Annotated in this window: 15 protein-coding genes; 6 read left to right on the top strand and 9 right to left on the bottom strand. The window is 47.7% G+C overall.

The window, feature by feature from the left end:
* Positions 1-2 precede the first annotated feature (2 nt).
* The 7 genes from G5B30_RS10460 to xseA form a co-directional block, all read right to left on the bottom strand.
* A complete protein-coding gene (locus G5B30_RS10460; RefSeq protein WP_165319945.1) occupies positions 3-2,474 on the bottom strand; it encodes a YfhO family protein in 2,472 nt (823 codons plus the stop codon).
* An 87-nt stretch (positions 2,475-2,561) separates the two neighbouring features.
* Positions 2,562-3,248: a potassium channel family protein gene (locus G5B30_RS10455; RefSeq protein WP_165319944.1), complete on the bottom strand. Its 687-nt coding sequence runs from the start codon at positions 3,246-3,248 to the stop codon at positions 2,562-2,564.
* A gap of 15 nt (positions 3,249-3,263) precedes the next feature.
* Entirely contained in the window at positions 3,264-5,051 is a 1,788-nt protein-coding gene (locus tag G5B30_RS10450) for a TrkH family potassium uptake protein (protein ID WP_206367084.1), read from the bottom strand.
* A gap of 18 nt (positions 5,052-5,069) precedes the next feature.
* Positions 5,070-6,860 carry a hypothetical protein gene (locus G5B30_RS10445; RefSeq protein ID WP_165319943.1) on the bottom strand — a complete coding sequence of 597 codons (1,791 nt, stop codon included), beginning with the start codon at positions 6,858-6,860 and terminating at the stop codon, positions 5,070-5,072.
* Between the two features lie 66 nt (positions 6,861-6,926).
* Positions 6,927-8,306 carry a nucleotide sugar dehydrogenase gene (locus G5B30_RS10440; protein ID WP_165319942.1) on the bottom strand — a complete coding sequence of 460 codons (1,380 nt, stop codon included), beginning with the start codon at positions 8,304-8,306 and terminating at the stop codon, positions 6,927-6,929.
* Between the two features lie 537 nt (positions 8,307-8,843).
* Positions 8,844-9,041, bottom strand: a complete 198-nt coding sequence (gene xseB / locus G5B30_RS10435; protein ID WP_165319941.1) for an exodeoxyribonuclease VII small subunit — start codon at positions 9,039-9,041, stop codon at positions 8,844-8,846.
* A 5-nt stretch (positions 9,042-9,046) separates the two neighbouring features.
* Positions 9,047-10,303, bottom strand: a complete 1,257-nt coding sequence (xseA, locus tag G5B30_RS10430) for an exodeoxyribonuclease VII large subunit (protein WP_165319940.1) — start codon at positions 10,301-10,303, stop codon at positions 9,047-9,049.
* A 50-nt stretch (positions 10,304-10,353) separates the two neighbouring features.
* Between xseA and G5B30_RS10425 the strand changes: the two genes are divergently transcribed.
* The 6 genes from G5B30_RS10425 to G5B30_RS10400 all read left to right on the top strand — a co-directional run bounded on the left by G5B30_RS10425 (position 10,354) and on the right by G5B30_RS10400 (position 16,797).
* Entirely contained in the window at positions 10,354-10,554 is a 201-nt protein-coding gene (locus G5B30_RS10425) for a hypothetical protein (protein ID WP_165319939.1), read from the top strand.
* 255 nt (positions 10,555-10,809) lie between these two features.
* A complete protein-coding gene (locus tag G5B30_RS10420; RefSeq protein ID WP_165319938.1) occupies positions 10,810-12,549 on the top strand; it encodes a serine hydrolase domain-containing protein in 1,740 nt (579 codons plus the stop codon).
* 38 nt (positions 12,550-12,587) lie between these two features.
* The gene (locus G5B30_RS10415) at positions 12,588-13,709 is read left to right on the top strand and encodes a dipeptidase (protein ID WP_240903181.1); all 1,122 of its coding nucleotides are present in this window, start codon (positions 12,588-12,590) and stop codon (positions 13,707-13,709) included.
* 25 nt (positions 13,710-13,734) lie between these two features.
* Positions 13,735-15,120 (top strand): DNA repair protein RadA, encoded by a 1,386-nt coding sequence (gene radA, locus G5B30_RS10410; RefSeq protein WP_165319936.1) that lies wholly within the window; start codon positions 13,735-13,737, stop codon positions 15,118-15,120.
* 69 nt (positions 15,121-15,189) lie between these two features.
* Entirely contained in the window at positions 15,190-16,293 is a 1,104-nt protein-coding gene (locus tag G5B30_RS10405) for a tetratricopeptide repeat protein (protein WP_165319935.1), read from the top strand.
* 285 nt (positions 16,294-16,578) lie between these two features.
* On the top strand, positions 16,579-16,797 hold the full coding sequence (locus tag G5B30_RS10400; RefSeq protein ID WP_165319934.1) for a hypothetical protein: 219 nt from the start codon (positions 16,579-16,581) through the stop codon (positions 16,795-16,797).
* A 78-nt stretch (positions 16,798-16,875) separates the two neighbouring features.
* Here G5B30_RS10400 and G5B30_RS10395 read toward each other — a convergent pair whose 3' ends face one another.
* A complete protein-coding gene (locus tag G5B30_RS10395; RefSeq protein ID WP_165319933.1) occupies positions 16,876-17,901 on the bottom strand; it encodes a sensor histidine kinase in 1,026 nt (341 codons plus the stop codon).
* 295 nt (positions 17,902-18,196) lie between these two features.
* Entirely contained in the window at positions 18,197-18,850 is a 654-nt protein-coding gene (locus G5B30_RS10390) for a phosphatidylserine decarboxylase family protein (RefSeq protein WP_165319932.1), read from the bottom strand.
* Positions 18,851-18,854 lie beyond the last annotated feature (4 nt).

The raw sequence follows: 18,854 nt of genomic DNA, 5'->3' as shown, positions 1-18,854 counted from the left end.
AACTAGATAACTTTGTAACCTCGTAACCTCAAAACATACACCACTATACAACCCAACAAGGCGAGCATCAGGACAATTGAGCCGGCGAGGGATACATTATTGCTGATTTTCATCGTTGTGGGATCGAAGACAAATTCGACGGTGTGGTTTCCGCCCGGTAGCTGTAAGCCCCGTAAAATATAATCGGCACGGATAATAGGTAATTCCTTACCGTCGATGTACGCCTTCCAGCCTTTGTTATAATATATTTCAGAGAATACGGCAAAGACGTCATTTGGCGCCGTGTACTCGTAGACCATTTTATCAGGATGATAGGATGTAAGTTTAATGGAGGCATTGACTGGTTCACCCAGCCGCGATAGATTCAGTTGATTCTTAAATTCGTCATGTACAAAGGCTTCTTTCGCCGGATTAAAGCTACTGATTGCCTGCATCTCCTGCGCGTTGTCCCGCACGAAGGTTACCTTGTCGACAAACCAGGCATTGCCTGCCGCCGTACTGCGCCTTTCGATACGCTCGGCTCCGTTTTTCGGATCTTTGGTAATCACATAGCGCACGTTAAACATATCCAGCACATCCTCGTTCATCGCACCGTTGAACTGATGTTCGAGCAATTCCTGAAACCGCATCAACTTCGCCGCGTGGTATCCGCCGAAGCTATGGTGATAGTAAGACGCCCGGGCATCCGAAAAAGGATTGGTCGTCATATCGAGTACCCGATAGTGTGGGTCTTTGTCCATACGGATCAGCTGATCGACCTCCCGTTCCTGAAAAGGTGTTTTCGACACGGTTTTGTCGACAAAAAGATCGCTATTCAGGTAGCGCTTATCAACCGTCCACAGATCGACAAGGGTCAAAACTCCCAAGCTTACAATCAAGACCGTCGCACTTGTCTTTTTCTTTAGGAAGAACCACACCAGCACAAAGGCTGTAGCGACAATAAAGAATGAACGCCATGCGTCTGCCGATGCTAAAGCGGATCGGTCTTTGAGCAAGGCCGCAGACAGCTGCTTACCCAGATTAGCGTCGCCAAACTGCTGTCCTAACATAGCCACAAAATCATTATAGTTCGACGGCTTGAAATCCAGAAACAAACCGGGCAAGAGAGCTACAACAAGACATACACCGCCGACACCGGCAAAGGTATACAGCACCTTCTTATCCAGATTAATGATCTCCTGCCTACGTGTCAGTAATTCCTGTACCGCCATAATCGCCAAAAGCGGTATGAAGATTGACGCAATCACCAGAATCGATTCGACCGCTCTAAACTTGTTGTACAACGGGAAATAATCAAAAAACAGGTCCGATATAAACGGAAAATGCTTCCCGAAGGCAAGCAGCAATACAAGCGCGCCTGCACCGACGATCCACCACTTCAGCCGATCCCGTACAATCACCAATCCCAGCACGAAAAGGAAAACCATACCTGCTCCGAAATACCAAGGGCCGGACGTAAACGGCTTTTCCCCCCAATAGGTAGGCAGGCTTTGGGCCATCTGTACCGCTTGGCCCCGGGGAACCTGTAGGTTCGTAAAAAACTTAACCACCTCGGACGACTCGTCCAACACCCCCTGTGATCGACCGCCGTAGGCATTGGGAATCAGGAAGGTGATATTCTCACCGATGCCCTGGCTCCAGTCGTAAGCATAACCTTTATCCAGGCCAGAAGATTTTCCTTGTTCTTCGACCTGCACAATATTCGCCTTACCTCGTGTCGTCAGCTTGCTGTACTCATACGTCGGAAACAATACGGAGGCATTTACCGCCACCGCGATAATGGCTGCGAGCACCTGTATGCCGGTAGCTTGGGCAAAGGGCTTTATCTTTTTATCCCGGATAGCGTAGTATAGCTCCAAACCACAAAGTACCAGTAAGGCGATAAACAAATAATATGTCATCTGTACGTGGTTGGCCCGTATTTCTAAAGATAGAGATAACGCTAATAGGACGCCGCCTAAATATTTATTCCCCCGATAGGTGAGTATAACCGAGCCGATAATGGGAGCCATATAGGCCAAAGCATAGACCTTGGTGATATGGCCTGCCTCGATGTAAATAAAGTTATACGATGAAAAAGAAATAGCAACCGCGCCTACAGCAGCGAGCCATGGCCGGATGCGGAGGACGCTCAGCAGAAAATAACTGCCCAACAGAAATAAAAGGATAATATCGGCCGGCTGCGGGAAGACAGACTTCAACAATGGCGTGATATATGTCGCTATATTATGGGTGTGTTTGTACCAGATCTGGTAGGTCGGCATCCCACCAAACATGGCATTAGTCCATTGGGGAGCATGACCATCTTTATCTTTATAGGCAAAGATTTCCTGCTGACTACCGGCGGCCTGCACGACATCATGTTGCGACAAGGTCTTACCTTGCCAGATCGGGGTGAAATAAAAAAACACCAGTACAAAAAAGATAGCTACAACGGCAATATGGGAAGCATTCTGCTTAAACCAGTTTTTCATCAGAATAAATTGTTTTTTGTTTCGCTATATAGCTTATTTACCGCCAAAAATATAGAAATGATTTTAATAATCCCCATGCCGGGATAATTAGTTTCCTTTTTCGATCAGTTTTTTGATATCCGACAGTTCGCCGAAGAGCACTAACAGATCATTCTCCTGTAATACGGTGTCCGATTTGGCAATACCGGAAGCTTCCTTGTAGACCACGCTGATTCCCTTTTCTTTCCGATCGGATACCGTCACCGTCGTCAGAACGATCACTTTATACTTATTTGTCAGGTCGGCGTCCCGCAGTGACATTCCCACATATTTTGTCGGCACACGTATCTCGATAATGCTATATCGCTCCGATACTTTGAAGGAATCTACGATATCGATATTGTCCAGCCGCATGGCCAGTCTTTCGGCAGCCTCTTCTTCGGGCATAATGTATTCATCAATCTGCATGGCCTCCAAGACCGCCTTCTGCAGGTCTGACACCACGCGTCCAATAATACGCTTCACCCCCATTTGCTTGATCAGGGCTGTCGTGAGCAGCGACGCCCCCTCATCTTCTCCTATGGCAATGATCACTGCATCACTATCGCGCAGCGGCAAAGCACTTACAGCCTCTTTATCAGTGGTATCCAAGCATACCGTGTGCGTAACCTTGTCCTTTAATTGTTCGACAATATGGATATTCCGATCGGCACCGATCACCTCGTGCCCAAGCTCTGTCAAATGTACAGCTAACGATTTACCAAAATGGCCTAAACCTAACACAATATACTTCATTCTTTTTTGGTTTATTTAAAACAACACCTTCTCCGTAGGATAAAGGTAACTTTTGTTTTTCGTATTCTTAATAAATGCGACCAGCAACGTCAGCATGCCGACACGACCGACAAACATGGTCGTAATAATGACCATCTTGCCCATCGGACTCAGCGAAGGCGTAATACCCAGGCTCAGGCCGCAGGTCGAATAGGCCGACACCGTTTCAAACAGCAGTTTTTTCATCGGCTGATGCGGATCAGAAAAATTAAGCAGCACAAATGACAATCCAATCGTCAGGATCGATAGCACAATGATGGCGAAAGCCTTGTGTACCGATTCCGGGGCAATGCGCCGTTTGTAAAACTCGATTGATTCCTTTCCACGCGCCAAGGCGACAATATTCATCAAAGCTATAGCCACAGTAGTCACCTTGACACCCCCTCCCGTAGAACCAGGAGAGGCACCCATCCACATCAGCGTTGTCACCATGATCAGTGTCGGCGTGCTGAGAAAATTGAGGTCGATCGAATTAAAACCCGCAGACCGAGAAGAGTTGGCCATGAAGAACGTCGTGACCCATTCGCCAAAGCTATGCCGATCAGGTATCAGGGTATACGACTGCTCCATGATAAAATACGATACCGTCGCCAGCACGATCACGACGATATTGCAACTGAGGATGAATTTTGAATTATAGCGAAAGGCTTGCGCCTTATAGGTATGCCTTTTCTTCAGGATATACTGACGAACAAACGCTATGGTCTTTGTCCGGAAGTACGTGTAAATATTGAGGATAGTACCAAATCCCAGCCCGCCCCATATAAAGATAAACGTCAACACCAACTGAAAGTTGTAATTATACCGATAGGCATCATTGCGTATCCCATCTTGCAAGATGGAAAAGCCCGAGTTACAAAAGGCAGATATTGTATGAAAGGCGGCAAAGAAGATACGTTCGCCCACCGTTTCAAAAGTTCGGGCATCGAGGGTAAAGTAAATAAACACTCCCCCGATAAACTCAAACAATAACGTCATGAAGATAATCTTCAACAACGTGGAAATAACGGAATTCAACTTCTTTTCACCGAGAATTTCACCAAACATAAGCTGATTTTTGAATGAAAATCCGCCCGAGAAGAAATACCCAAAAAAGCCTGTAAACGTCATGATACCCAACCCACCGAGCTGTATCAGCACCATAATGACGGACTGGCCAAAAAGTGTAAAATTTGTAGAAATATCCGTCACCGCCAGCCCGGTAATGCATACCGCACTTGTCGCCATGAAGAGCGCATCCAAAAAACTCAAGGGAGCGACTAACGTGGTACGAGGTAGCATCAGTAATAGGGTACCAATGAGGATTAGCCCGATAAAACTAATGACGAATAAAATCGTAGGGTTAAAATAAAAGTTGTCAAAAAAGAGACTACGCTTCGACAGCTCGGAGAGAAAGATCAGCGCAATCCCCAGATATACCCACTCTTCCTTGGTCAGAAATGCCAACATGTGCACATCCAGAAGCCGCACAACACCGATCAGCAAGAAATAGAAAATGACGATCAGGCCCGAATAATGGGTCACATCGATTTTATTCAGCGCAAAAATAGAGGACAGGGTGCGGAACAGTTCACATACAAATAGGCCATAAAACATGCTATGGATAGCCCTATCTGTATGTTCGGCTAACGCAGGATTGGTGATGTAGCCGACATGTACGATGACCGTCAATGCGCAGATCAGGCTCACATAAAACATAATCCGGTCTACAACCTCTTTGCGATATCGGAAGATGTATTTTAAAAAACCCGCGATAGCTTTCATCCTACAATAGTAGCAATTTTACTCCTTTTTATCCTTTTTCTTAAAAATGTTCTTAAAAAATCGGCCTGTATCCTTAACGACTTTTTTGGCACCTTTCACCGTTTCTTTCGCCGTATCGGCTGCTCCCATCAACCGGGCTTCCCGTTCGGGACTGATGCCTGCACACTGCTTGATACCATCTAATAAACTTTGCCACAGGGTCTTGAAAAAGGAGTGCTCAGGAACACGCGTATAATTGACTTTGGCTACGGTATATACACCTTTTGCATCTGGATTGCCGTTATTGATCAGCAGTTCATTGATTAAAAATGACACCAGTTTTTTGGCTTTCTTCTCCTCACCTTGAACAGGTTTGTTGAGCAGATTTATTTTCAGGTCCTTATAGTCGAACCGAAATTCACCCCAGTTTTTGTAATCATTTGCCTCCATATTGAAGGCGATCTTATCAATATGCCCTTCGGCGATCTCTACATTCAACAACGGTCTCAGAATGCGGTTAAAGGGCGTAGCTTTCATCGATCCCAACGTGCCACGATAGGTATGAAAACCCTCTTTGCTGAGCATATCAAACTCAAACTGCACATGAAGTTTGCCCGCATCCATGATCTTGGCCGATAGGTCGGCCCGCATGTACTTATCCTGCTGCAGCGCCAGCGTATCATTCGTCAGATTAGTCAGTGTACCCTGTGCGTGGTCGAAAGTAATAGATCCTTCCTTTTGGTATTTTGCACTGAATTCGTGGTAACCTACGGATATGTTGTCGACAAATAACGTATCTATCCGTAGCAGCTTCTTGAGCTGCATGAGCTGTTGGTGAGGCGAATGTCCGATTTTATTTGCCGTCTTTTTGGGATAGCGCTTATCCTGATAGAGATCGACCGCACCATTCTTGATCTGCACCTTCGCCGCAATCGTCTGTTGCTCTTCAATGAAGCGCCGGAAATCCAGTTGCTCAAAACGTAAGGTGTCAAACTTCAGCACGGCCATCGTGACATTCTGCTTCTTTCGCTTGTAAAACGAGGCCTTGTTCATCTTAGGCGCGTATTCCACCTTTGTAAACAACACATTCTGGTCGCGGGTATTAATCAACAGGTCTTTAAATTTTGCTGTATAGAAACCATCGGGCAGCTCGTACTCAAAAGCAGGGATGCGTACCTCCACCATCTTGGTATAAAAAAGACGTGTGGTATCCGACACGGACGCTTCGTCGACGAGCACATCATGGACATGGATATTCACCCGATCGAGGTCGATATCCGAACTTTTGCCCTCTTCGATTTTCGAATATTTGAACGCTACGTCGTCGATCCTGACATCTTTTACATTCACGGACGTAAAGATATCTTTAATACTTTCATAGAGCGTTTCCGGAGGTTTTTCGGCTATGGTATCATTGAAGGTGTGATACTCACTCATGAGATGAATCTCCGGTTTTTCGAAAATAATCGTCTTGATATTTAGCTTTTTGTCCGAGAGTGCGTCTTTTAGGCTAAACCGGCGCACCTTCAGTGCATCGATTTTGATATGGTACCGGTTGTTCGGAGCAATTTTCTCCAAGATCATCTTTTGGTAAACGGCCGAGTCCGGAATCAGCTCAGCATGATGTAGTGTGGCATTTCCCAAAGCAATATTGAGATCCAGACGATCGTATTTTAAGGTATACAGACCTCCGGTCGCGTTGTGTACCACTTCCTTTAACCGGGTTTCGACAATAGGTTGCCAATTACGCCCGTAATACCAAGTCAGACACACCAAGACCACTACGACAAAAAGTATAATGCCGATTATCCATTTCCAAGCTCGTTTCATGCAGACCTCCTGAGTTAATAACCACTGGGTCTAAAACAAGGTGTATAGGCAAATTGTTTTTTTCGCCTACTCGCCGATGGCATAATATTGGAAGCCCAAAGCTTCGAGTTCCCGCCGTTGGAGCAGTTTACGTCCGTCGAAGATAAAGGCCGGTTTGTTCATACCAGCTTTTATACGGGCCCAATCATAGGTTTTGAATTCATCCCATTCCGTTAGGATAGCGATAGCGTGGGCATCCTTACAGGCTTCATACGGATCACCATAGACTGAAACCTGTTGTTTATTTTCCTCCGCAGGGCGGCTGTTCAGCTGATCCAGATCCATAAAAACTTTCTCAGCGGGAACTTTCGGGTCGTAGGCGGCTATGTTGGCCTGCTCATTCAACAGGTGATCGGCCACGTAGATAGCTGCCGACTCCCGGGTATCATTCGTATCCTTTTTGAAGGCCCACCCTAATATGGCAATCCGCTTCCCCGAGACAGTATTAAAAAGGGTTTGCACGATTCGGTCCGCAAAGCGTTGCTTCTGATGATCGTTCATGATAATCACCTGTTCCCAATAATCCGCCACTTCGTGGAGATTATAGGAGCGTGCGATATAGACCAGATTCAGAATATCTTTTTGAAAGCAAGAGCCACCGAAGCCTACCGAGGCTTTCAGGAATTTCGGGCCTATACGGGAGTCCATGCCTATAGCTTTCGCTACTTCTTCCACATTGGCACCTGTTTTTTCGCAGAGTTCAGAGATGGCATTGATGGACGACACCCGCTGTGCCAGGAACGCATTGGCTGTCAGTTTGGACAGCTCAGACGACCACAGATTGGTCGTAAGGATGCGATCGCGAGACACCCAGCGTGCATAAATGTTAGCCAAGGCCTCAACAGCCTCGGGTTCTTCACCACCGATCAATACCCGATCGGGGTTGAGTAAATCTTGTACAGCTGTGCCCTCCGCCAGAAATTCCGGATTGGAGAGAATATGGAAGTTGACGCCGCTGTCGGTATGGTGCAGGATGCTTTTAAGCGCTGCCGCCGTGCGGACAGGAAGAGTAGATTTCTCGACAACAATTTTATCTGTACGGGCCACTTCGGCAATCTGACGGGCACAGAGCTCGATAAACTTGAGATCAGCCGCCATTCCCTTGCCTTTCCCATAATTTTTCGTTGGCGTATTGACCGAAATAAAGATCATATCGGCTTCGTCGATGGCTTCGCGGATAGCCGTAGAAAAAAATAAGTTCCTGCCCCGTGCCTCCGCGACAATTTCGGCAAGCCCCGGTTCGTAAATGGGTAGGTTATCCAGATTTTCATCGTTCCACGCCGCAATCCGCTGGGCATTCATGTCCACTAATGTAATCTGAATATCCGGGCATTGCCGGGCAATCACTGACATCGTAGGACCGCCGACATAACCGGCACCGATACAACATATTTTTTTCACTTGCATAGCTCTGTGCTGTACTTTTTTTCGCAACAAACTTAAATAAAATGCCTTGCTTTCACTAATGTTTTTTAGTCGCTAAAGCCGCGACAGGGCTTTTCTTTACTTTTTTTTCCGCAAAAAAAGTAACAAAAAAACTCGTCGCTATACCGGCTCGCTACAATGTTTCTTCCTTCCTGCTATCCGCGACCCACTAAGGCGACTTTTTAAGTGTTTGTACAGATTGTACTTATTTTATTATATTATTTCATTAAGGTATTGGTTTTTCTCGACAGTGCATAAATCACTTCGCGAAGTATATGGGTCTAATGCGTTGTTATGCTCTCGCAACGAAAGAGTAGTGGACACAGGATTACAAAATGACAGCATAACGAGAGTGGAGAGTCTTTGTGAAGGAGAGAATAGAGCAGCATCCGTACAACGAATAAAGAATGCCGCCTCAAAAGTTTTGACAATAGTAGAGGGAGGCACTATCCCGACCGTCAAAACTTTTCAGCGACGAGTTTTGCTTCCTTTTGCGGTCAAAAGGAAGAGAAAGTCCCCCTATGGCGCTAATTCCTTTAACAACCGTTCTACTTCTTCTTCGGAAGCGGTGAGCTTGGCCTGGCAGACGGCAATGAGCTGAGCGGCTTTATGGATTTTTTCCGCGAGGACATCCACCGTAACATCGCCGACTTCGATTTCCTTTACAATGGCCTGCAATTCCTGGAGGGCTTCGACATACGTATAATTCTGTTCCATATCAATTAGCTTTTGGTGGTGACTGTACTGGTTATTTTACCGTCGAACAAAAGGGTCTCGATCAGATCGCCTTCTTGCACCTGTTCGGCGTGTTGTAGGGCCTTACCGCGCACCTGTGTAATGCTATACCCTTTCTTTAGCAATAATTTGGGGTCGGCCATGTCGACTATTTTTTGAATATGTGCCAAGCTGGCCTGCTGTTCTTTTAAAAAATGGCGGCCAAAGAGCTGCAACCGCTGTGTGAGGAGGTGCAGCTGATGACGTTCTGTAGCCACCAGATTGCCACTGCTCCAGGAAAGCTGCTGGGCCAGCCGATGCAAAACCTCACGCTCCTGCACGAATGTTGCCGTTGCACTGCTGATCAGCTTTTCCCGGGCCTGGTCTACAGGTATCGCAAAATTGTGGAACTTCTGAATCAGAAAGTCCGCCAACTCACTCGGTGTTATTGCATTCTTGAAAGACACCATCTCGCTAACCGTTTCGTTGGTCGAGTGTCCTATACCCGTCAGCACCGGGATGGGGAAGATCGCTATCGCTTTGGCCAACGCATAGTTGTTGTAACTGGATAGCCCCACCTCACCACCACCACCACGGATAATGGCCACCGCATCATAGCGCTCCGACTGCTCGGCAATAACAGCAAGCTGTCGAATAATCGAGGGAATGGATTTATCACCTTGCAGCAAAGCCGGATACAACGTGGTTTCAAAGCGGTACCCCCAAGGATTTTGGCCGATAATTTTATAAAAATCCGATAGCCCTTTACTGGTTTCGACGGAGATAATGGCCAATCTTTTGGGAACGGGAGGAAAAGACAACCGTCTATTGGCATCGAAAAGACCTTCCTCCTGGAGACGCCGGATACTTTCTTTTTTTTCTTTCTCCAACTCGCCCAGCACAAAGGCCGGGTCGATGTCGACAATGCGTAAGCTCAATCCATGCAAAGGATCGTATGAAATTCCCGCCTGAAACAAGATGGAAATTCCATCCCGCAAGGGTTCGTTGAGCAAGGTGACAAACTGTTGGTTGATGCGTTCAAAGTCGCTTTTCCAGAGTATGGAACGGATTTCCGCCACAACCTTGCCCTCTCGCTTCTCTACCAATTCGGGGTAACAGTGTCCGGAATGCTTATAGTGGTTGAGCTTGTTCATCTCCGCCTTTACCCAATACAGACTTCGGTATCGGTCGGCAAGGGTCTTCTGAATGCTTTTCGCAACTTCCAACAAGGAATAGACGGTTCTATCTTGAATACTTTCAGGCACACCCAAACTTAGGTAATTTCGTTTTTATATGCAATATCGCTCAAGCCGCGATGGGGCTTTTTGTACTTTTTGACCGCAAAAAGTACCCAAAACTCGTCGCTGTACCGGATCGCTACAAAGTCTCTTCCTTCCTGCTATCCGCGACCCGCTTAGGCGACACCTATAGCTCTTGTGCGGATATTGCTTCCGTCTTCTCAAATCTCACGTCTCAATACGCTATACCTGCCTACCGCAGGCAGGCGCGTATCTAAAATACTATGTCCGTAGAAAAACGGCCTAGGATGCTGTAGCGTAAAAAAATAGAAGAAGTCCGATTAGAATGGATTTAAGAAGTGCAGCGAAGCGGAACGGCTCAAATACATTCCGGACTTCGAACTATTTTTAGCGTAACAGTATCCAAGCCTTGATTTGTTTGCTTCTTTATTCATCAAGGAATAAAGAAGGGCCTTGTAACCATTTGTTACTAAACACGGGTTGCCGTATATTTACCGCATATTTTCAGAAGCATGAAACGTTTAGCAAGACAGGGGATCTGCTGGTTTATCGGCTGGGTATTTTTTACAATACAGGCGCAGGGGCAAGCCGTGCGCTCCATAGACAACCACACTGTCCTCGTCTACAACCGTGGTGGCATTATTCCTTTTACACAGCTCGACAACCGAAGTATACTGGTCGTTACGCCACGGAAGACAAGCTATGCAAACTTTATCTCCAGGCTGGGCCGTTATACAGAAATTGCTGAAACGGACTTTTCCAGCTATACGGAAGATACGAAACCTTACAACACGATTATCCTCGCCGGGAAAACCGCCGAGCTTACAGCGGACATACTCCTGAAAGCACGGCAGTCGGCCAACCTCGGCAAGCAGGTCATCGTCTGTACCTTTGTGACTCGGCAACAGGAGGCGTTTTTGTCCAGCCCACGGTTCGGGGGACAACTTACAGAACTGCTAGCTGTGGGATGGGGCGCGGTGGAGCAACAAAATATGGCGATGAGCTTGTTTGGCGGGATGGCTATTACGCAGGGGCTGCCGGCCAACAAGACCACATATACCCGCATCCAGTATGCGCATGTTAACCCTACGGCTTGGGATATTGGGGGATTAACAAAAAAGATAGACGAGATCGCTGCGGAAGCCATACAACAACGGGCGACACCCGGCATGGTCGTCATGGCGCTGAAAAACAACCAGGTGATCTTTGAAAAAGCATATGGCTACCACACGTATGACAAAAAGGTACCCACCCGGCTGAGTGACATCTTCGACCTGGCCTCGGTCAGTAAGATCGCAGCAACGACACCGGTGGCGATGCACCTCTATGAATCGGGAAAAATTGATCTAGATAAAACTATAGGTGATTATTTAGCAGAGAGCCGGGAAACCAATAAAGCGGATATTACCGTGCGGCGTGTTCTTCTGCATGAAGCAGGGTTCATTCCTTATATTCCTTTTTACCGGGAATTGAAAACGGGCGATCTGCAAAGCTACCCTTCCCCAACCCATCAGGTGAAGGTGGCGGACCAGGCCTATCTGCTGACGGATTATTACCGGCAGGTGATGTGGCCGGAGATGCTGAAGTCTCCTGTCAAACCCGTCGGCAACTATGTGTATTCCGACATTAGCATGTATGTGATGAAAGAGATTATCGAACAGGTATCCGGGACAGCGCTCGATACTTATGTAGCACGTTGGCTATACAAGCCACTCGGCATGAAGACCGCAGGGTATAATCCACGTGAGCGATTCGATAAAGATCGGATCGTTCCCACCGAGCAGGATATGATCTTTCGCAAAACCTTGTTGACCGGCTATGTCCATGACCAGGGGGCAGCCATGGCCGGCGGTATAGCGGGTCATGCGGGACTGTTTGCCACGGCAAATGATCTGGCGATATACGGACAGCTGCTGCTCAACCGGGGAAAATATGGCGGTATACGTTATTTCCAAGGAGCTACGGTGGATCTGTTTACCTCCCGGCAGTCTGAAAAAAGTCGTCGCGGCCTAGGGTTTGATCGCTACGACCCGGACAGTAAAGACGGCTATCCTTCCCGCCTTAGCAACAACTCGGTGTATGGCCATACCGGCTATACGGGAACCTGCATCTGGATGGATCCGCAGAATCAGCTGGTCTATATTTTCTTGTCCAACCGTGTCCACCCACAGGTCACCTCGAAGTTGAGCGACCTGAATATCCGAAGTCGGATACAGGACGCTATCTATGAAACTATACTCCCTAAAATATGATATACAGAACATCCTTTTTATTTGTATTTGTCCTTTTTATGAACGCCATAAACCTTTGCGCGCAAGATGTCGAAAAACTGCATCGCGACCTGATTGTCGTCGACGGACATAACGATGTCCTCGCTACCGCTGTCATGCGGGGCCGGGATATCAGCAACAGCCTGGATACGGGGCATACGGATATCCCCCGTCTGCAAAAGGGCGGTGTCGATGTGCAGGTATTTGCGGTATGGTCCAATGACAAAAAATGGCCGACAGGAGCTTTTAAGCATGCCAACGAGCAGATCGATTCGTTGGAAAGTATTGTCGCCCGCAACGCACAGCGGATCGAGCTTGCAAAAAGTAGCCGGGATATCGATCGCATTGTTGCGGCGGGTAAAATTGCGGCTTTAATCGGTGTGGAAAGCGGACACATGATCGAAAACTCGATTGAAAATCTGCAAACGCTATATGATCGTGGGGCCAGGTATCTCACGTTGACGTGGAACTACAACTTACCTTGGGCAACCGCCGCGGCAGTAGAAGATGAAAAACCGGCTGCTGCACAACAAGGGTTGTCAGAGCACGGAAAAATGATCGTCCGCAAGATGAATGAACTGGGTATGATGGTGGATCTGTCCCATGCCAGCAAAAAGACCTTCTACGATGTCATGGCCATCACTTCCAAGCCCGTCTTGGTATCCCATAGCAACGCTGCTGCACTGACACAACATTTTCGGAATCTGGACGACCAACAGCTGGCTGCCCTCGTCAAAAATGGTGGCGTTGTAGGGGTCAATTTCTATTCCCTATTTTTGGACTCGACTTACGAAGACCGACTTCAAGCATTATATACACAACAAACGGGTCAGGCTCCCGATGCGAAGATGACGACACGGATGCAATACAATAAGCTCTCGAAAGAAAACCAGTATCTGGCCGACGCCCCCTTGTCGAATTTGCTGTATCACATCGATTATCTTGTCCAAAAGGTCGGCGCAGACCATGTCGCGATTGGCTCCGATTTTGATGGGATCGAGTCCGCACCGCAGGGTCTCGATGATGTATCGAAATTTCCGCTCTTGACAAAAGCGTTGCTGGAACGGGGGTATACGCCAGAAGATATCGCCAAAATTATGGGGCTGAATTTTCTACGTATCCTACGGGAGAACGAAAGTTGATCGATGTTTTTGCTATATTCGTATCATGGCTAAAGCGAAATCCGCATATTTCTGTCAGTCGTGTGGCTATGAGTCGCCTAAATGGCTAGGGCAGTGCCCGTCCTGTAAGCAGTGGAACTCTTTCGTGGAGGAGGTTGTCGAAAAAATCTCCTCCCGGGTACCCGAATGGCGCAGTGCCACCACGATGGGTGGCCAGAAACGGGTGAACAAAGCAGCGGTTATTCACGAGATCGTTTACAATGAAGAGCAGCGCATGCTCACGCCGGACAAAGAGTTTAACCGTGTACTGGGCGGAGGAATTGTTCCCGGTTCATTGGTGTTGATCGGCGGAGAACCTGGCATTGGCAAATCGACGCTGATGCTACAACTTGCCCTGTCGATGCCACAGGCCAAAGTACTGTACATCTCGGGGGAAGAGAGCGAGCAGCAAATCAAGATGCGGGCCGAGCGACTGGCGCAAAATGCCAAGGCCAACTGCTATATACTGACCGAAACTTCCACACAAAACATCTTTAAACAGCTGGAAGCAATCGCCCCGAATATCGTCGTCATCGATTCGATACAGACCTTGCATTCGGCGCAGATTGAATCGGCCCCGGGGTCGGTGTCACAGGTTCGGGAGTGTACAGCAGAACTGCTCCGCTTTGCCAAAGAAACCAACACACCGGTCTTCATCGTCGGCCATATCACCAAAGACGGGTCTATTGCCGGTCCCAAAGTGTTGGAGCACATGGTCGATACCGTGTTACAATTCGAGGGCGACCGCCACCATGTCTACCGCATCTTGCGGTCGGTCAAAAATAGGTTTGGCTCCTCATCCGAGCTGGGGATTTACGAGATGCAGGGCTCGGGGCTCCGCGAGGTATCCAATCCGTCAGAAATCATGATCTCCCAACGGGATGCACCAAGCAGTGGTGTGGCAATTGCTGCCATGCTGGAGGGTATGCGTCCGCTGTTGATCGAAGTGCAGGCACTGGTCTCCAACTCCGCCTTCGGCACACCGCAACGGAGTTCGACAGGTTTTGATACCAAACGGTTAAACATGTTGTTGGCCGTGCTGGAAAAGCGCTTTGGCTTCCGATTGAGTGCACAGGATGTCTTCCTGAACATTGCCGGGGGATTGCGGGTGGAGGACCCTGCTATCGATCTGGCGGTCATTGCGGCTATCATCTCCTCCCAGCAGGACATCCCTCTCCCCACACAACTGACTTTTGCAGGTGAGGTAGGGCTTTCGGGTGAAATCCGGGCTGTCAACCGTATCGAACAGCGTATCTCGGAGGCCGAAAAACTGGGGTTCGACTGTATATTTATATCCAAATACAATACGAAAGGCTTGGATGCCAAGAAGTACAATATTGCCATTCGCCCGGTAGCTACGTTGGAGGATGTTTTCCGGGCATTGTTTGGATAGCAGCATCTGTAGCACAGAATTTGCTATCTCTTTGTAGCTATAATAAATAAGGTTGATAAAATTGAGCGTATGATAAAACAATCGGTTCTGCTGGCATGGCCTGTACTGTTTTTTGGCGTCGTGGGATTATGGAGTGAAGGTCAGGCACAGGAGACCGGCGCGGATCCTTCGGGCTATATTCTCAAATACGATGAAGATTTTGACGGTATCGGTCCACGCGTTTATGTCCTTCCGGCACCTCGGACGAAGAAAGAAGTGCTCACAGACACCTACCAAGATATCGTTTCTTTTCAGGACTCTATAGCGGCGGCGTTGCAATATCAAAAATTCAAGGCCAACTTCAAGGCCACGTCTAATCAGGCGACCATACTGCTCCTGCTGGATCCTATGCCGATAACCGACGAAGCCTGGGAGACACTGGTACAGCGCTACCTCACCCAAAATAATCGAGATATCGTCTATGGCTTGCTCAATGAACAGGCCCGGCAAGCAACCGAAGCAGGTCGTATAAGCCAAGGTATCTCCCTATTGGAAAGAGCGCGGGAATATGCGTCGGTTGCTAACCTTCCGGCGGATATCGCAGTCATACAGGCCAACCTGGCTACGCTTCAGTTTTTGACGCATAACGCTGCAGAGGCACAGCAATATGAAGAAGCTTACTATGCGCAGGCGCGCAAAGATAAGGATCCGATTGAACAGGGCCGTTCACTGGTCAAGCTAGCCCGCATACAGGCTTTAGCAGAAAACTATAATACCGCGGAAAACACCATTATCCGCAAAGCTATACCACTCTTTAACAGGGCACGCTTCTACGAGGGTAAAGTTAGGGCCTGGGAGATGCTCGGCGATATTTACCAAGCGCAGAACAAACATATTCAAGCCCAATGGTTCCTGATCCAGGCCCGCGATCTCGCTCATGCCCGCAACCATAAAGATGATCTTGCTGAAATCGAATATATGCTGGGCTCTTCGAAATTCATCCAAAAGAAGTACGACCTCGCAAAAACCGAGTTTATTGAAGCATACGACCTCGCCGAACAGGAAGATAACGATGTGTTGAAACTCGCTATTGTCGAAAAATTAGGCACCATCTATCTGTTGCAGAACAACCTCAAACGAGCCGAAGAGCTCCTGAACGAATATTGGGAGTTAAGACGGGAAGTGTTTCGCTAAAGCTCTTTCTTGTTACTTTTTTTCCGCAAAAAAGTAACCAAAAAACTCGCCGCTGAACCGGCTCGCTACAATGTTTCTTCCTTCCTGCTATCCGCGACCCGCTTAGGCGGCATTTTAAGTATTTGTACGGATTGTTCATGGCTTATATTCCTCTTTCCGCATCTCTTTAAACTCCCTGTGTTTACTGCAGGATTTATGTAGTTGTAGCTTTGCTGTAGCTCCTCTGTTTTGTAAAACGCTGTAGCATTGTCAGTAACCTTGTAATCATAAAATCTGTAATTAAGCATGATCCGTACAGGCACCTCAAATACGTATAGTGAGCGACATGGAGATTTGAAAGGGCGATATAGGGATAAGGATATGATAGGAAAGAAGAAAGTACAATCCGTACAAGGAATCAAGAATGCTGCCAATGTTGCATCAGCCCCACTGCCACCAACGCAAACCCTGATGCCTGCTTACGCAGTAGCCAGATGCGGTTTGCAGGAAGAAGCAGTAGCTTAGTAGCATCTGGGTACAGCAGCGAGGCTTGGGCACTTGGCCGATACCAAGTGCCATGCCCGTCCGGCATAGAGGACAAAACTACCCTTTCTCCACCGTAAACCCAAAAGTCGTCCCGATACCTTCTGTGCTTCGCACATTGACGGTCTGCCGGTGTGCTTCGACGATATGTTTGACGATGGCCAGGCCGAGGCCGGAGCCTCCAATCTGCCGGGAGCGGCTGTCGTCTGTCCGGTAAAAACGTTCGAACACCCGGGACAGGTTCTTCTCTTCAATACCATGGCCGTTATCGGTGACCTCTACTAGGATCTGATCCAGTAACGGAAAAATAGAAATTTTCGTCTTCCCTCCCTGCTTGCCGTACTTAATGGAGTTGTTGATCAGATTGATAAGCACCTGCTGAATTTTCTGGCGATCGGCCTTGACCATCACCGGATTATTGCCTTTGGACGCAAAAACCAAATTAATATTGGCTTTGTTTGCTTTATCCACCAACTGATAGATCGTTTCATGGATCAGCTGTGTAATGTCAAACTTGGTAATATGCAGCGGTAGTTTCCCCGTTTCCAGTTTGGATATTTCGTCCAGATCAGCGATCAGGTACGTCAAACGATCGATATTCCGTGCCGCCTTGTCCAGAAATTGTTGCGCCATCTCGGGATCATCGTCCATCATACCGTCCTGCAGGGTTTCGATATACCCCTGCACGGCAAACAAGGGCGTTTTAAATTCGTGGGAAATATTGGACAAAAATTCACGACGGAATTTCTCTTGTGCCCGTAGCTGATCAATTTCACGTGCTTTCTGCACCGTCCACTCCTGCACCTCTTCTTCTACGCTGCGTATCGGATCGTCGCTGGCATGTTCGGCTAGCACTTCCTTCAGATCCTTACCCAACTTCAGGTTACGGATAAGCTTATAGATATTACTTATCCGTTCGTTGATAAAACGCTGAAAAATATTGGAAAGAATGATGTACACCACCGTACAGGCTACGACGAAAATCAGCATAAAGTGATTCCAGTTCCCTTCGTAAAAGAAACTCAGTAAGGCTAAAGCTGCTGCAATGCTTACCGAGATGTAAAAGACTAGTAGTTTAAAGTTCATTCTTCTTCCTTTTGACCGCAAAAGGAAGCAAAACTCGTCGCTGTACCGTCTCGCTACAACGTCTCTTCCTTCTTGCTATCCGCGACCCGCTAAGGCGACATTTATAGGTCTTTGTGCGGATTTTGCTTATCTTCTCTCGAAGACTTCATTCTCATCTCCAATTCTTCGCCTCTTAGTTACAATCATTCATTTCGTAACTCTATAACCTCATAACTCTATAACTTTGTAACCATGTCACTGTATAACCCTACAACCATGTAACCTCATAACTACGTAACCCTGTAACTTTGGCCCCCTACACCTTCGCGATCACCGTCTTCCCTCCTATGACCTTTTGTCCGAGCTGTACGTTTATGTCCGTACCTAAAGGCAGAAACAGATCCACGCGTGAGCCGAACTTAATGAACCCAAATTCATCACCCTGTGTCACGGCATCTCCTTCTTTAATATACCAGACGATACGGCGTGCCATGGCTCCGGCAATCTGCCGGAAAAGAACCTCCACACCACTGCTGGTCTTGACGACCACCGTCGTACGCTCATTGTCTGTCGAGGACTTTGGGTGCCAGGCCACCAGGTATTTGCCGGGATGGTACTTAAAGTAGGAAACGATACCTGAAATCGGATTTCGGTTGACATGCACATTGATCGGCGACATAAAGATAGACACTTGAATACGACGTTCCTTAAAATACTCCGTTTCGTCGGTCTCCTCAATGACCACCACCTTGCCATCTGCCGGGCACAGCACCGTCTTTTCATCGACGGTAACTTTTCGCACCGGACTCCGGAAAAACTGCAGAACAGTTATCAGCAGGAAAGCAGAAAAGAGATAAAGCATCCACTTTGCCGTGTCGCTGGCGTCGTAATAGTCTGCCAACGCATTGATGACAAAAATAAAAAGCACAACGACTGCTAAACTGGTGTACCCCTCTTTATGAAATTTCATAGCC

Origin of the sequence: Sphingobacterium sp. SGG-5 (assembly GCF_011043525.1) — a bacterium.
Lineage (GTDB): Bacteria > Bacteroidota > Bacteroidia > Sphingobacteriales > Sphingobacteriaceae > Sphingobacterium.
This window is presented reverse-complemented; position numbering and strand designations above follow the sequence as displayed.

Bases quoted from the DNA above. Each gene is read 5' to 3' on its own strand.
- G5B30_RS10460 (WP_165319945.1), bottom strand. From the start codon at position 2,474: ATGAAAAACTGGTTTAAGCAGAATGCTTCCCATATTGCCGTTGTAGCT.
- G5B30_RS10455 (WP_165319944.1), bottom strand. From the start codon at position 3,248: ATGAAGTATATTGTGTTAGGTTTAGGCCATTTTGGTAAATCGTTAGCT.
- G5B30_RS10450 (WP_206367084.1), bottom strand. From the start codon at position 5,051: ATGAAAGCTATCGCGGGTTTTTTAAAATACATCTTCCGATATCGCAAA.
- G5B30_RS10445 (WP_165319943.1), bottom strand. From the start codon at position 6,860: ATGAAACGAGCTTGGAAATGGATAATCGGCATTATACTTTTTGTCGTA.
- G5B30_RS10440 (WP_165319942.1), bottom strand. From the start codon at position 8,306: ATGCAAGTGAAAAAAATATGTTGTATCGGTGCCGGTTATGTCGGCGGT.
- xseB (WP_165319941.1), bottom strand. From the start codon at position 9,041: ATGGAACAGAATTATACGTATGTCGAAGCCCTCCAGGAATTGCAGGCC.
- G5B30_RS10425 (WP_165319939.1), top strand. From the start codon at position 10,354: ATGGGGCTTTTTGTACTTTTTGACCGCAAAAAGTACCCAAAACTCGTC.
- G5B30_RS10420 (WP_165319938.1), top strand. From the start codon at position 10,810: ATGAAACGTTTAGCAAGACAGGGGATCTGCTGGTTTATCGGCTGGGTA.
- G5B30_RS10415 (WP_240903181.1), top strand. From the start codon at position 12,588: ATGAACGCCATAAACCTTTGCGCGCAAGATGTCGAAAAACTGCATCGC.
- radA (WP_165319936.1), top strand. From the start codon at position 13,735: ATGGCTAAAGCGAAATCCGCATATTTCTGTCAGTCGTGTGGCTATGAG.
- G5B30_RS10405 (WP_165319935.1), top strand. From the start codon at position 15,190: ATGATAAAACAATCGGTTCTGCTGGCATGGCCTGTACTGTTTTTTGGC.
- G5B30_RS10400 (WP_165319934.1), top strand. From the start codon at position 16,579: ATGATCCGTACAGGCACCTCAAATACGTATAGTGAGCGACATGGAGAT.
- G5B30_RS10395 (WP_165319933.1), bottom strand. From the start codon at position 17,901: ATGAACTTTAAACTACTAGTCTTTTACATCTCGGTAAGCATTGCAGCA.
- G5B30_RS10390 (WP_165319932.1), bottom strand. From the start codon at position 18,850: ATGAAATTTCATAAAGAGGGGTACACCAGTTTAGCAGTCGTTGTGCTT.